Origin of the sequence: Glutamicibacter sp. FBE19 (genome assembly GCF_015524875.1) — a bacterium.
In the GTDB taxonomy this organism is placed as follows: domain Bacteria; phylum Actinomycetota; class Actinomycetes; order Actinomycetales; family Micrococcaceae; genus Glutamicibacter; species Glutamicibacter halophytocola.
Genome location: NZ_JACKQN010000003.1, coordinates 314,392 through 329,079, shown reverse-complemented (window position 1 = coordinate 329,079; position 14,688 = coordinate 314,392). Strand labels below are relative to the sequence as shown.

Sequence of the window (14,688 nt, the reverse complement as noted above, 5' to 3'; positions counted from 1 at the left end):
AAAACTCCTCCATGGATTGTTGTGACTCCTATTACTGTAACCAAGAGTACATGATACTGTGAGTAACGTGAACAAGATCACGGAAGCAATAAACGGTGAAACTGACGGTCGAGCATCGCGCTGGCACGCGCATCGGACCGCCCGCCATGAAGAACTGCTCAAGCTGGCACGCAAGGCTGTGCACAAGCTCGGGCCGCAGGCATCGATGGAGGACATCGCCAGCCTCGCGAAAACATCCAAACCCGTTTATTACCGATACTTCGGCGACAAGGAAGGGCTGCGCCAAGCCCTGAGCGCCAACGTCATCAACGACTTCCGCGAACGGGTCATCGCCGCGGCGCTGGCGAAGGATCAGGAACTGAGTTCCATGCATGCCATGGTTACGGCCTATCTTGAACTGGCTGCCAACAGCCCGAACCTCTATTACTTTGTGACCAGTGCACCACGCTCGGCAGATGACATGTCCGCAGGTGCCCTGAACGATTTTTTCGATGAAGCCTCTGAAATGATCAGTGATCGCTTGCTGAAGCTCTACGACCAAAAAGCAACAGCCGCCGCCCTGGGCTATTGGCCACGCGCTGCCCTAGGCATGGTCCGAGCCGCAGGAGAACAGTGGCTCCGCGAACCGGACTCGGACTCGAAGCCGAGCATCGAAACCATGGCCCGCGAACTGACCAACTGGCTGGCCTATGGCATTGCTTCGACTTCCGGCACAAAAAACCCATGAACAACAAAGCATCAAGCTCCGACTCACCAAAGAATGAAAGGAACGTTATGAGCGAGAACCGCATCAACGTCACCGACCTGGCAGAACAGCTGCTTGGCCCCTATGCAGAAATTCGCAAGGCCTCGCGGGCTCGAGCCGCTCGCCCTGAACTCCAGCGAGATCCGCTGCTGGGCATGGACGAACATCGCGACCGCGTCTTGGGCCAACTCAGCCTCCTAGTGGAAGAAGAAGCAGTTCAGCGCGCCTTCCCGGTAAAATTCGGTGGTTACGATGACCATGGAGGCTCCATCGCTTCCTTTGAGGAGCTCGTTGCCGCGGACCCATCCCTGCAGATCAAGGCCGGCGTCCAATGGGGCCTCTTCGCCGGTGCCATTCTTCACCTTGGCACCGAAGAGCACCATGCCAAGTGGTTGCCCGATGCCATGAGCCTGAAGACCCCGGGGGCTTTCGCCATGACCGAAATCGGCCACGGCTCAGATGTTGCCTCGGTGGCGACTACCGCGACCTACGACGAAGAGTCCGAAGAATTCGTCATCCACACCCCATTTAAGGCGGCGTGGAAGGACTATTTGGGCAACGCCGCATTGCACGGCAAGGCAGCCACGGTCTTTGCCCAGCTGATCACCAAGGGCGTCAATCACGGCGTTCATTGTTTCTACGTTCCAATCCGTGATGACGAGGGAAACTTCCTGCCAGGCATCGGCGGAGAGGACGACGGCCTCAAGGGCGGGCTGAACGGGATCGACAACGGCCGCCTGCACTTCACCAATGTCCGCGTGCCACGCACCAACCTGCTCAACCGCTACGGAAACGTCACTGCCGATGGCAGCTATAGCTCCCCCATTTCTTCTCCAGGCCGCCGCTTCTTCACCATGCTTGGCACACTCGTTCAAGGACGCGTCTCCCTTGACGGTGCCGCCACCAGTGCTTCGAAGATTGGCCTGCAGATCGCCGTGACCTACGGCAATCAGCGCCGCCAGTTCAATTCCACCTCGGATACCGAAGAGACCACGCTGCTGGACTACCAGCGCCACCAGCGCCGCCTGATCACCCGGCTGGCTCGAACCTACGCATCCTCCTTCGCCCACGACGGACTTCTGGACAAGTTCGATGCCGTCTTCTCCGGACGGGCCGACAGCGACGAAGACCGCCAGGATCTGGAAACCCTCGCTGCCGCCTTGAAACCATTGAGCACCTGGGACGCACTGGATACCCTCCAGGAGTGCCGCGAGGCCTGTGGCGGTTCCGGCTTCATCGCCAAGAACCGCTTCACCCAGCTCTACCAGGACCTCGACGTCTACGTAACCTTCGAAGGCGACAACAACGTTTTGCTGCAGCTAGTGGGCAAGCGCCTGCTCACCGATTACGCAGCGGAATTCCGCAAGCTGGATACCGGTGCCATGGCTCTCTATGCAGCCAAGCAGGTTGGAAATACTGCCTTGCACCGTTCAGGCTTGCGCAGCGTTGGACAAGCCTTGGCTGATGTTTCCGATGAACGAAAGAGCGCCAATTTCTTCAAGGATCCAGACAACCAACGTGCGCTGCTCACCGATCGGATCAATGCCAAGGTTGCCGAAGTGGCCAATGCCCTGCGGGCAGCAGGCAAGAATCCAGTCAAGGCTGCACAGGCCTTCAATGAAAATCAGGAGCTGCTGATTTCTGCGGCGCGGGACCACGGTCAGCTGCTTCGCTGGGAAGCATTTACCGCGGCGCTGGAAAAGGTCGCAGACCCGGCAACATCCGAAGTGCTCACGTGGCTTCGCGATGTTTTCACGCTGAGCCTTATTGAAGAAGATCTTGGCTGGTTCCTGGCCAATGGGCACCTTTCGATGCAGCGTGCGCGGACACTGCCCGGTTACCTCAACCGCCTGCTCGCTCGATTGCGACCCCACGCCCAGAATCTCGTTGACGCTTTCGGCTATACCCAGGATCATCTGCGTGCCGATATCTCTAATGGCACCGAAGCAGAACGCCAGGACGAGGCCATGGAGTACTTCCGCAAGCTGCGTGCAAGCGACAACGCGCCAATCAGCGAAAAATCGTTGAAGAAGGCTTCGGCTTAAACCAGACAAGGTGGCGTCCGATTTCAATCATTTGAAATCGGACGCCTACTTTTAGCCAACGGCGTTCTACAGGCGTTGGGCGAGAGCGATAATCAGTCCTTCAGGCCCTCGCACGTATGCCATGGCCCAGAGGCCTTCATATTCGCCGATTCCGCCGATTAGCCCGTAGCCTTGGTTCTCCAATTTGGCCACTGTTGCCTGCAAGTCATCAATTTCAAAAGCCAATGATCGAAGCCCCAGTTCGTTTGCCATCGCTTGCGGCTGCCCAGGACCATGGTCGGGTTTTTCAAAGCTGGATAACTCGATTCCCACATCGCTCCCGGGCGCCTTCAGCATCACGATGCTGGTGCGCGAGTCAGGGACGCCACTGACGGTTTCCAGAAATTCGCCTTCGATGCCGTCCACCCGCCCATCGATTTTCAGGCCGAGCTCAACAAAAAAATTTGTGACTTCCTCAAGGTTCGCCACCGTAATGCCGATATGATCAAACCTCTTGATGCTGCCCATAGTTGCCGCCTTCTGGCTCTAAACTTCGCTTACCCCAGTTGCATTCATGCTACGAGCAGGCCCGCTTTTACACCAGCGTCCCGACATCCCTTCATAAGTCGCGAAATCCAGTAAAACATCATGTCAGAGCAAACTTAGAGCATCAGGAATTATCTCTTGTGAACTGCTGCCCGGCCGTCTCGTCAAGCCCGACTTCATTCAATACGCCGATCAATACCTGGCGCTGCTTCGAGCTCAGGCCATGAATTGGCAACGGCAGGCAGCCAGGTGCTGCCAATCCGAAGTGCTCAGCGATGGCTGCACTGATTCGCAGGCTTCCGCCGAATTCGGTGAATAAAGACCACAATGGTTCGAGGCGCCGGGAAATTTCCAATGCCTCGTGGTGATCACCGGCTTGAACTGCACGGGTGATATCCAGCATCGGACCGGGAATCGTTCCGCCAACCGCCGTGTACCAGGCATCGCATCCGGCGACGAGTCCTGCAGCACCGAAGGCATCCCCGGAAACACCGATGCCCACATGCTCAGGCAAAATGCTGCGAATCGCATCGACATGCTTCTTGGCCCTGCCTGCGTGGTCGGGAACCCCGGGGATCTTGATCGACGCAATCCCAGGCAGACTGGCAATCCGCGCGTACAGATCGTTGCTGAAGGCAAAGTGCGTTGTTCCAGGATTGTCATAGACAATCACCGGCAGGCTGCTGTGTTCAGTGGCCGTCCGATAAAGGTCCAGAACTTCGGATTCTCCCAGCCTTTGATAGCCAACGGGTGCTAGCAGGACGCCATCGGCACCTGCTGCCGCCGCATCATCAATGTGCTCCACTACGTGAGAAGTGCGCATCGCGCCAACACCAATAACCACTGGCACACCCGCAGCATTCGCCACTGCCAATTGAGCGACCCTTGCTCGTTCGGCCCGATCCAAGTACATATAGGAACCGGTGGAGCCGAGCGCAGTAATCGAATCCACCCCAGCCGAAGATAGCCGTCGGACCAATCCAGAAAACGCGGATTCGTCCACTTTGTCGTCCGCCAAGGGAGTGAGCGGGAATGCGCTCAAGCCAGTAAAGGTCTTCACGGGCACCTCTTTCAGTTTCGGTTCATTTCATCGTGCCAGAGAACTTCGACTAGTTCATTGAATGCGACCTGATGGTCCTTTCCATGGGACGCGAAGTTGAGGTTCTGGAACGTATGGCAAACAAGGCGCATAAAATCACGGCGCATCCCCCTGCTACTGTGCTCCAGCCGATATGCTCACCCAAAAGCAATGCCGCCCACCCTAGTGTCAGCACGGGTTGGGCCAACTGCACCTGGCTAACACGGGACATCGGACCGATAGCTAAGCCGCGATACCAGGCCACAAAACCCAAGAACATGCTGACTAGGCCCAAGTAGGCGAAGGATCCCCAAGCAGCTATGCCACCGGTAGGCACCTGATAATTAATGCTCACCACGCTCAGTACCAGCATCAGCGGAAAGGCCAGGACCAATGCCCAGGATATGGTCTGCCAGGAGCCCATTTCCCGTGCCAGCAGGCCTCCTTCTGCATATCCAGCAGCACAGACAACCACTGCGGCAAAGAGCAACAGATCCGCCACTTGAATGCCCGATAGTCCCCCACCGCTAATTACAGCAAAGAACACCGCTGCCAATGCACCAAGGGCAGCGGCGCACCAAAACGAAGCACGGGCTCGTTCCTTGGTGCGGATAACAGCCGCCACGGCCGTGGCCGCTGGAAGAATCGCAGTGACCACAGCGCCGTGGCTGGCTGGAACGGTAGCCATGGCGAATGAGGTGAGCAGCGGAAATCCTGCCACCACGCCGCACGACACCACGGACAGTCGAATCCATTGTCTGGTACTTGGACGTATTTGCTTGGTGGCCCCGAGGGCAACAGCGGCTACGAGTGCCGCAATAACCGCGCGCCCCGCGCCGATAAAAAGCGGATCCATGCCCTCGTTGGACACGGCGATGCGGGTGACTGGAACCGTCAATGAAAAGGCACAAACGCCAAGCAGGCCCCAAAGCAGACCTGCCTGGGAGTTGAATAGCGGTTGATGCTTTGGATGAGTAGCGGTACTATCATGATTCATGATTAACAGTAGCAGTGAAAACTTGGTTTTGATACTGCGCAAATGGATCTCCCAAGCTCCCGCCGGAACCCAGCTGCCATCCACTCGACAGCTGGTTGCTGAACATTCGCTCAGTCCAGTTACGGTGCAAAAAGCCTTGCGGGCATTAATCGCCCAAGGATTGATCGAGTCCCGCCCGGGCATCGGAACTTTTGTTCGCGGTATGCCCACGGCGCGACCATACGACTACGGCTGGCAGACGGCGGCTCTGGGCACTCCCCGGCAAAAGCTTCCCGAGGTCCACCCCAGCCAACGCACCCTGCCCAACGACTTCATAGCCCTGCAGTCGGGGTACCCGGACCGGGAACTGTTGCCGGAAAGATTGGTGAAATCAGCCTTTGCACGGGCCGCTCGCAGCGAGTCGGTCCTGCAAAGGACCGAAGCTGCCGGGCTGCCAGAACTTCAATCATGGTTCGCTGCTGAACTGGCCGAACAGATGCTTCCCGGGCTCAGCTCCCCCAGCGCCAGGGACGTCATCATATTGCCCGGAAGCCAGAGCGGATTGGGGTCAATTTTCCGAGCTCTGGTTGGCGAGGGGCATCCAATGCTGATCGAGTCGCCAACTTATTGGGGTGCTATTCTCGCGGCTGCACAAGTGGGCGTTACGCTGATCCCCATCCCGGCGGGCCCGCAAGGTCCAGATACGCGAGAACTGGATCGCGCCTTCGAACGCACAGGCGCCCGGGCTTTTTATGCGCATCCGAACTTCGCCAACCCCACCGGAGCCCAGTGGAGTCCAGAAGTTTCGGAACGAGTTCTTGAAATCCTGAAAGCACGCGGTGCTTTCCTGGTCGAAGATGACTGGGCCAAGGATTTTGGAATCAGCAGCGATTCATCCCCCTTGGCGGCCCGAGAAGATAACGGGCATGTCGTCTACTTGCGTTCGCTGACCAAGAGCGTGTCCCCGGCGGTGCGCGTCGCAGGACTGATCGCCCGCGGCCCGGCCAGGGACAGGATCCTGGCAGATCATCAAGCGCAATCAATGTATGTCAGCGGACCACTGCAAGCGGTGGCATTAGACGTGGTCAGCCAGCCAGCATGGCGAACACACCTTAGATCCCTGCGTCAGCAGTTGGCTGGCCGGCGCGACCTGCTCATCGAGTCGCTCGCCCGGCATGTTCCCGAAGCCCATTTGCAACTGGTTCCACCAGGCGGGTTGAACCTTTGGGTGCAACTGCCCGATGGGACCGACCTGCGCCGGTTGGAACGCGAATGCGAGGCCCGCAAACTCGCCATCGCTCCCTGTGCGAGCTGGTTCCCCGCCGAAGAGTCTGGCCAATATCTGCGGCTGAACTATTCTGGGCCGAATCCGGGTGCTTTTGACCAGGCGGGAAGGATCCTGGGCGAGGCCTTGCGCTCCGCTGACCGCTAGGCCAATCCGTCAACTTCCACCAAGCCGCGGCGAGTAGGCACGGGCGCGACGTGGGTTCCATTGCCGGCAACCAGCTGAATGCTCAACAGGCGCGGGGCATTGCCCTGTGCGGTCTGCAAGATCCACGGGCCAACCATGAGGTACGAGCGATCGTTTTCTGCTTCTGTGACGACCCCTGTGATCACGAAGTCCCCGTACGGTTCCTGGCTAAAGGAAGCAACCACCAGATCGCCATGGGAGAGCTGCGCAACTTCGATGTCCTGGGGCGAGAATTCCCCATCGAACTGCGCCGGGAATGCTCGTACATCTTTATCCGGTTGCCGTTGCATCACCTCGGAGCCGTCGCTGGCCTTGGCCTTCTTTTTAGCAGCGGCGGCGTTCAGCCCTCCCACCATCACGTCGTCCAGGACGGTGGTGTGCGCTGCTCCGGTAACCAGGAAGTTTCCAAAGCGCTCGGTTTTGTACAGGACCGAAATCACCTCGGATTCCCCAATGGCGCCGAAGGCTGCCTTCATGCCGGCGACGTCGCGCTTGGAAGGGCCCTTGATAAAGGTGTCCATAGGCTTTCTCCGATGCTCAAGAGTGCGGGGTGTCGCTTTAACCCTAGGTCAGAATGCCCCGCCAAGGAAAAACGCCTTAGCGCCGATGCCCGCCAGCCCATCAAGGGGCGACGGGAGGATCAGCGTATTCAGCCCACCTGCCTTCTGCGCTCGGTAGCATACCTGGCCAGGATGGAGAACAGCGGATGCGCGTCCATTCTGGCCTCCGCCGGCAAGAACCGCGCAGGCTCGTCGCGGGGAGCGCCAGGAGAACAGGAATTAAATGGCCACCCAAGGTCTCAAACATTTATTTCACAGCTAAGCTGGAATGGTGGACACTCTAGAACGCTATGCACCAAATGAAAACCTGAGACGCGATGAAGCGGCTTGGCGCGCTGAAAACATCACCTGGCACTTCGCGGAAGTGCAACTGGACCTCGGCAACGCCCCCGAGCCATCGGCCGCCAGCTATGCCTCGACGACGACGCTAAACTTTTCATCCTTGCGCCCTGAAACCTTCATCGACTTCATCCACGAATCCGTGGAGGAAGTTCTGGTCAACGGCACCGCCATTGACCTGTCGATGGCCGTACTGGACTCACGCATCTATCTCGATAACCTGCGCACGGACGTGCCAAACACCGTCAAGGTCACCGGTCGAGCGCTCTACTCGCGCTCCGGCGAAGGCCTGCACCGCTTCGTTGATCCGCAAGACGGCGAGACCTATCTTTATACGCAATTCGAGCCATCCGAGGCCCGCCGTGTTTTCGCCTGCTTTGAACAGCCTGACTTGAAAACCAGCTTCCGCTTCACCCTCACTGGCCCCGCAGGCTGGCACCTGGCCAGCAATCAGCCGATCGTGGACGAAGTCTTCCACGATGACGGCACAAAAACCGTCGCTTGCTCCCCCACCCCGCCAATCTCCAGCTACATCACCGCGGTCCTTGCCGGCCCGTACCATGTGGAGCGTGGCGAGCATGTCCAAGAACTGCCAGACGGTGAAGAGCTTGTTATTGAATTGGCGGCGACCTGTCGCGCCTCGCTGGCCGAGCACTTTGACGGCCAGGAGATTTTGGAGCTGACCAGCCGCGGGCTGAGATATTTCCACGAGCTTTTCGACTACCCCTATCCATGGGGCAAATACGATTCGGCCTTCGTTCCCGAATACAATCTCGGCGCCATGGAAAATCCGGGATTGGTGACCTTCACCGAACGCTACGTATTTACCTCGCACGCCACCGAGGGCCAGTACGAGCAGCGCAGCAACACCATCATGCACGAAATGGCGCATATGTGGTTCGGCGACCTGGTCACCATGAAATGGTGGGACGACTTGTGGCTCAAGGAGTCCTTCGCCGACTACATCGGCACCCTGGCCAACGACGTGGCCACCGACTTCACCACCGCGTGGACGACCTTCGCGGCCCGGCGCAAGGCCTGGGCCTACGTCGCCGACCAGATGCCCACCACGCACCCCATTGTTGCCGATATCCCCGACCTGCTGGCGGCGGACCAGAACTTCGATGGCATTACCTATGCCAAGGGCGCTAGCGTGCTCAAGCAGCTCGCGGCCTTTGTGGGCGCAGACGCGTTCCGCGACGCGGCGCGCTCCTACTTCCGCAAGCACGCCTACTCGAATACCTCGCTGGAAGACTTCTTGCAGGCTTTGGAAACTGCCAGCGGCCGGGATATGCGCCAATGGGCCGATGCATGGTTGAAAACCAGCGGTGTCCCCAAGCTGAAGGTTGACCTCAAGACCGATAGCCAAGGCGTCATTACCCACGCTCAACTCAATCAGTTCGGCTCGGATCCGGTGACCGGCCAACCGATCGTTCGACCCCATGTCCTGACCGTCGGTGCCTATGAACTTCGCGATGGGCAGCTGGTGCGCACCGACACCGTGCCGGTAGAACTTGTGGGCCAATCCGTGGCACTTGATTTCCTGGTAGGCCGAAACGTCCCTGATCTCATCCTGCCAAACGACGGCGATGAAACTTATGCCTTGATTGAATTCGATGAGGCTTCACGCGCTACCCTGCTGGAGAACCTGTCAGGTTTGGCTGATTCCTTGCCACGCGCTACCTGCTGGGCTTCGCTGTGGGACGCCGTTCGTTCAGCAACCTTGGATGCGCAAAGTTATGTCGATGCGGTGCTGGCTCACGCCCACACCGTAACCGACGCTGGAGTTTTTGGAGTTCTCACGGATCAGCTGGTGAGCTCGATTTCCAAATACGCCGCACCGGAACTGCGGGCAGAATTACGCACTCGCGCTGCTGGGATCCTCACGGGCTGGCTCAGCAAGTTCGAGCCGGGCAGCGATCAGCAAACCACGACTGCTCGAACCTTGACCCGTTTGGCACGAGCCGGTGTTGCCGGTGAAGTCATTGACGCGTTCCTCGGCGAGCAGCCTAACGCCTACCAGGTCACGGTCGATGAGCAGTTGCTTTGGAATTCCTACATTGCACTCGCCGCTGCTGGCAAACTCGACGCAACCGCTGAAGCTGCAATGCACGAAGCCGCCAAGCAGAACCCGACGAGCGTTGCGCTCAATGCGGTGAGAACTGCATTGGCTGCCCGCCCCGATCCCGAGGCGAAGATGAACGCCTTCGACACCGTCTTGATGGCTCGCGATGAAAAGGGCCAATTGTCCAACGATGCACTTTCCGCAACGGCCCTGGGCTTTTCCATGGGTTCAGCGGCCCTGCTCGCGCCTTTCGAAGAGCGCTTCTGGGCCGCTATCCTCCCAGTCTTCGAATCCATGAGCATGGAGTTCTCGACGCGAGTAATCGAAGGACTCTACCCGGCTCATCAAGACTTGGATGGCTCGGTCGACCAGAACCAGGCCTTGTCGGCAGCGACTGCCTGGCTAGAGGAAAATGCGCAGGCCCCCAGCGCGCTCAAGCGAATTCTGCTGGAAGAGCGTGCTGAACTTGAGCGTTCTTTGAATGCCCAGGCATTCAGCCGCAACAGCCGCTAAGCGGGCGCCACAAGCCAACGGGTCTGGCGCCATGCATGATGCATGGCGCAGACCCGTAGGCTTTTAGGACGGCAACTAGCCGGCGGCTTCGAAAATGCGGAATCAACTTTGACGCCCTCGCCGCCGCTCGAACCTGGAGCAGCCTCCGAATACGGCACACCGCTTCGGGGCCCGGATCAGACCAGGAACCGGAGCGGTGTGCGTTAAGGGACAGCTCAGCCTGTGAACAGCTGAAGCTCCGCCTTGGCTGCGTTGAACAGCCCGTAGATCAGCGGCACCGAGACAATGGTCCAGGTGATGACCAGTGCCGGGGTGTAATTCGCGTGCTTCTGCGCCACATTGTGTGCCGAGTCTTCCATTGGGGGCCTTCCCTTCTATTTCGTGGCGCCGGTGGGCTCGACGTCTTCCGGCCTGCTCGATGCGCTTGTCTCGGCCTTCTGCTCGTGCCAGCGCGGGGAAACCGGGCGGATGAGCAGGTTGGCGATGAAGCCGACAGCTAGGATGCCGACCATGGTGAACAGCGCCGGACGGTAGTCCCCCGCGGTCAGCTGGCCGGGCACGCCCCGGGAGTCCAGAATGCTGTTGACGATCAACGGGCCGAGGATTCCGGCGGTGGACCACGCGGTGAGCAGCCGGCCGTGGATCGCGCCGACCTGATAGGTGCCGAACAGGTCCTTCAGGTAGGCCGGGACGGTGGCGAAGCCGCCGCCGTAGAACGAGATCGTCACGCCGCACAGGATGACGAACAGCGCGGTGGAGCTGCCGCCGGCGGTCGCCAGCAGCAGATAGATGACGATTCCGGCGCCCAAGTACAGCATGTAGGTGGGCTTGCGGCCCATGGCGTCGGAGGCCGAAGACCAGACGAACCTGCCAGCCATATTGGCCACGGAGAGCAGCCCCACAAAGCCTGCGGCCGCCACGGCGCTGACGCCGATCGAGCCGCTGGAATTGAAGTAGTCCTGGATCATTTCGGCGGCCTGCTCCAGGATTCCGATGCCTGCGGTAACGTTGCAGGCCAGCACCACCCAGAGCAGCCAGAACTGCGGGGTCTTGATAGCATTGGCGGCCGACACGTTCGCGTCGGTGACCATCGCATTGGCTTTGAGCTTGCTCGCATCGAAGTGCGGCGGCTTCCAGCCCGGCTCCGGGACGCGAACGGTGAACACACCCATCATCATGACCAGGAAGTAGACGATGCCTAAGGTGACGAAAAGCTTTGCGACGGCCGTGCCGTCGGCCGTGCCCTCACCGGTGCTGTACCAGGAGAGCAGCTGGCGAGATAGCGGGGCGGCGACCATGGCACCGCCGCCGAAGCCCATGATGGCCATGCCGGTGGCCAGGCCCGGGCGGTCCGGGAACCACTTCATCAAAGTGGAGACCGGGGAAATGTAGCCCAGACCGAGCCCGATGCCGCCGATGACTCCGTAGCCGAGGTAGACGAGCCATAGCTGGCTGGTGCTGATGCCCAGTGCGGCGACGAGGAAGCCGGCAGCCCAGCAGATCGCGGCGGTGAACATCGTCTTGCGCGGGCCAACCTTTTCCACCCAAGTGCCGAAGACCGCTGCGGACAGGCCCAGCATCACGATGGCGACGGAGAAGACCACGCCGATCGCGGTGAGGGTGGTGCCGAAGTGCTCGCGCAGCGCTTCCTTGTACACGCTGGTGGCGTAGACCTGGCCGATGCACAGGTGCACGGCCAGCGCCGCGGGTGGGATCAGCCACCGGCTGTAACCTGCGGGAGCAACTGTGTGCTCCCGGTCCAGGAATGCTAGCAGGGCCAAAACAGACCTCCTTGTACATGTCGGCGCTCATTCGGCGCCGTCGGTGAGAGTGGTGAATTACAAGTTTGCATGGTGCCGAAGATAAGGCTACCGTTCGGAAACTTCCGTGACCACAAGCAATTTCTTATGAACTCCCACCGCAATGTACTTCTGCGGGCTTATGGCACCCGCCGGGTCCACGCTTCGGTGGCGAATTTGGTTTCAGCGAGCTCTTGAGCCGCCTGGCGGGTAGCGTCATCAAGTTGTGCTTGCTTGGCACCGGTACGCTGAGCGAAGGTGTCCATCATGACCTGAATGATTTCCATGCGCTCCAGATCAGTCTGCGACTTCAACGGATCCACCCGCTTCACCGCCGAGGTGATCCCCTTGTCTGAAATTTTCTCCCGGCCGATGCGCAAGACCTGAGTCATCTTCTGGGCGTCAATGTCATAGCTCATGGTGACGTGATGAAGCATGGCGCCATTGGCGAACCGCTTTTGCGCCGCGCCGCCAATTTTCCCTGCTTCTGTGGCAATGTCGTTCAATGGCTTGTAGTGCGCCTTGAGACCGATGTTCTGCAGCGCCTCCATGACCCAAGCATCCAAGAACGGGTAGGAATCGGCAAAACTCATGCCATCGACCAGCGACTCAGGCGCATACAGGGAATAGGTGATGCAGTTGCCTGCTTCCATGAACATGGCACCGCCGCCGGAGATGCGGCGAACCACTTGAATGCCGTACTTGTCGGCCTGTTCCATATCAACTTCGTTCTTGAGCGACTGGAAGGAACCGATGACAACCGCGCCTTCATTCCAGTCCCAAAAGCGAATGGCCGGCTTGCGAACGCCTTTGGCGATCTGGCGGGTCAAAACCTCATCCAGCGCCACTTGTTCAGTGATGGGGATGATTTCAGGCCCGAGTATTTCCCACTCGTGGTCTTCCCACTTAGTTGCATGCCCGAGAGCGCGCCGCACCACGCGGGCGACAGCGTCCGCATCAAATCCGAACATCACTGCGTCTTCGCGCAGGTTGTTGGTTACAGCATCGCGGATGGTGCCATGGCTGGCGTCAGTCGACAATCCCCGCACCGCCTCGTTAAGATCTTCCAGTGCCTCGTCCGGCTCCAGGAAGAAGTCTCCGTTGAGTGATACATCAGTGATTGTCCCGTTGATTGCTTTAAGATCAACTACGACTAATTTGCCACCGACTACCTTGTATTCACCATGATGCATCATGTTCTCATTCTATCCCCGGGCACCTGCGCCTCGAACTCGTTCCACAGCTGCCGGTGCAGTGCCGTTAAAGCAGCAGCGGCGCGCTTCCAGGGAAACTGGAAGCGCGCCGCGTAAAGCTTGCGAGGGGCGAAGTATTACTTCTTGCCGCCGAAGCCCTTGAAGCGGGCGTTGAAGCGCTCGACACGACCAGCGGTGTCCATGATGCGCTGCTTACCGGTGTAGAACGGGTGCGAAGCAGCCGAGATTTCAACGTCAATCACTGGGTAAGTGTTGCCGTCTTCCCACTCGATGGTCTTGTTCGAAGTTGCGGTCGAACGGGTCAGGATCTTTTCGCCGGATGCCAGGTCGTTGAAGACAACTGGGCCGTACTGTGGATGGATATCAGCCTTCATAGCTATACACCTTTTTGTTTATGGCCACTGGATTTTGCCAGCAGCTAATTGCTCGGAAATTCGCCATGCAGCACAACGTTCATTAAAGAACCTGCAACACACAGACATTACATCCTATCGCACATTTACGGCCGAGGAGAACCGGCTCAACGTGGGGCAGAACACAGATGCCAGAAGGCAATGGCGCTCGCCGCGCCGACGTTGAGCGAGTCCACTTCCCGATGCATCGGAATGATGACCGTATGGTCCACGGCAGCCAGCGCTTCTTGCGTTACTCCCCTGCCTTCATTGCCCAGGATCATTGCTATTTTCTGGCCTGGAGCAATCTGGATGTCGTTGAGCGCAATAGCGTCGTCAGTCAACTCCATGGCCAGCAGGTCATAGCCGTGTTTCTTGAGCTTGCCCATGTCATCCGGCCAGTTTTCCAAGCGTACCCACGGAAGATCAAAAACGGTCCCCATGGAGACCCGTGCACTGCGGCGATACCAGGGATCAACGCACTTAGGCGTCAGCAATACAGCATCAATTCCCAGCCCTGAGGCCGACCGGATGATCGCGCCCAAGTTGGTATGGTCAGCAATATCTTCGAGAATGGCGATCCGGGAACCGGTTTCCAGCACCTTGTCCAGATCCAGAGGCTCTGGGCGGTTCATGGCCGCCATGGCGCCTCGGTGCAGGTGGAAACCAACAAGGTCTTCCAGCTGGCGGTCATCACCAATAAAAATGGGCGCTGTTGGGAAGCGGTTGAATTCATCGGTTAGCTGTCCCAGATGCTTTTCAGCAAGAAGAAAGCTGCGGGGCACATGTCCTGCATTGATCGCGCGCTGGACAACCTTGGTGCTTTCCGCGATATAGAGACCATTCTCCACGTCGGTGCGCATCCGCAGATGCGCCTCAGAAAGCCTCAGATATTCGTCAAGACGCGAGTCCTGAAGATCTTCAACGTGCAGGATCCGCTCTGGATTAAGAATTTCCGCCACCGGG

At 58.8% G+C, this 14,688-nt stretch carries 13 protein-coding genes; 4 read left to right on the top strand and 9 right to left on the bottom strand.

Annotated elements, in window-relative coordinates:
• The first annotated feature begins 67 nt into the window (after nt 1-67).
• Entirely contained in the window at nt 68-727 is a 660-nt protein-coding gene (locus H6F58_RS07490) for a TetR/AcrR family transcriptional regulator (protein WP_060701571.1), read from the top strand.
• A gap of 47 nt (nt 728-774) precedes the next feature.
• The gene (locus H6F58_RS07485; protein ID WP_195181501.1) at nt 775-2,790 is read left to right on the top strand and encodes an acyl-CoA dehydrogenase; all 2,016 of its coding nucleotides are present in this window, start codon (nt 775-777) and stop codon (nt 2,788-2,790) included.
• Nucleotides 2,791-2,856: 66 nt separating this feature from the next.
• Here the strand turns inward: H6F58_RS07485 and H6F58_RS07480 are convergent, their stop codons facing one another.
• From H6F58_RS07480 to H6F58_RS07470, 3 genes are all read right to left on the bottom strand, one after another.
• A complete protein-coding gene (locus H6F58_RS07480; RefSeq protein ID WP_146275098.1) occupies nt 2,857-3,297 on the bottom strand; it encodes a VOC family protein in 441 nt (146 codons plus the stop codon).
• 142 nt (nt 3,298-3,439) lie between these two features.
• The gene (locus tag H6F58_RS07475) at nt 3,440-4,375 is read right to left on the bottom strand and encodes a dihydrodipicolinate synthase family protein (RefSeq protein ID WP_146275097.1); all 936 of its coding nucleotides are present in this window, start codon (nt 4,373-4,375) and stop codon (nt 3,440-3,442) included.
• A gap of 49 nt (nt 4,376-4,424) precedes the next feature.
• Nucleotides 4,425-5,390 carry a DMT family transporter gene (locus H6F58_RS07470; RefSeq protein ID WP_195181500.1) on the bottom strand — a complete coding sequence of 322 codons (966 nt, stop codon included), beginning with the start codon at nt 5,388-5,390 and terminating at the stop codon, nt 4,425-4,427.
• On the opposite strand from H6F58_RS07470, the gene H6F58_RS07465 reads away from it, so the two are divergent.
• Nucleotides 5,389-6,801, top strand: coding sequence for a PLP-dependent aminotransferase family protein (locus H6F58_RS07465; RefSeq protein WP_195181499.1), 1,413 nt, complete (start codon nt 5,389-5,391; stop codon nt 6,799-6,801). The two genes, H6F58_RS07470 and H6F58_RS07465, sit on opposite strands and share 2 nt — an antisense overlap.
• Here the strand turns inward: H6F58_RS07465 and H6F58_RS07460 are convergent.
• Nucleotides 6,798-7,361, bottom strand: a complete 564-nt coding sequence (locus H6F58_RS07460; protein WP_146275094.1) for a hypothetical protein — start codon at nt 7,359-7,361, stop codon at nt 6,798-6,800. The genes H6F58_RS07465 and H6F58_RS07460 overlap by 4 nt on opposite strands.
• Before the next feature lie 310 nt (nt 7,362-7,671).
• Here H6F58_RS07460 and pepN point away from each other — a divergent pair, with 310 nt between their 5' ends.
• Entirely contained in the window at nt 7,672-10,317 is a 2,646-nt protein-coding gene (gene pepN / locus H6F58_RS07455; protein WP_195181568.1) for an aminopeptidase N, read from the top strand.
• Between the two features lie 215 nt (nt 10,318-10,532).
• Here the strand turns inward: pepN and H6F58_RS07450 are convergent, their stop codons facing one another.
• The 5 genes from H6F58_RS07450 to H6F58_RS07430 form a co-directional block, all read right to left on the bottom strand.
• Nucleotides 10,533-10,676: a hypothetical protein gene (locus H6F58_RS07450; RefSeq protein WP_195181570.1), complete on the bottom strand. Its 144-nt coding sequence runs from the start codon at nt 10,674-10,676 to the stop codon at nt 10,533-10,535.
• Between the two features lie 15 nt (nt 10,677-10,691).
• On the bottom strand, nt 10,692-12,098 hold the full coding sequence (locus tag H6F58_RS07445) for an OFA family MFS transporter (protein WP_195181498.1): 1,407 nt from the start codon (nt 12,096-12,098) through the stop codon (nt 10,692-10,694).
• 158 nt (nt 12,099-12,256) lie between these two features.
• Nucleotides 12,257-13,312, bottom strand: a complete 1,056-nt coding sequence (locus tag H6F58_RS07440; protein WP_195181497.1) for a biotin/lipoate A/B protein ligase family protein — start codon at nt 13,310-13,312, stop codon at nt 12,257-12,259.
• A 134-nt stretch (nt 13,313-13,446) separates the two neighbouring features.
• Complete coding sequence (locus H6F58_RS07435; protein ID WP_047119068.1) at nt 13,447-13,704, bottom strand: type B 50S ribosomal protein L31; 258 nt, start codon at nt 13,702-13,704, stop codon at nt 13,447-13,449.
• A gap of 146 nt (nt 13,705-13,850) precedes the next feature.
• Nucleotides 13,851-14,684, bottom strand: a complete 834-nt coding sequence (locus H6F58_RS07430) for an RNA methyltransferase (protein WP_146275092.1) — start codon at nt 14,682-14,684, stop codon at nt 13,851-13,853.
• Between the last annotated feature and the right edge of the window lie 4 nt (nt 14,685-14,688).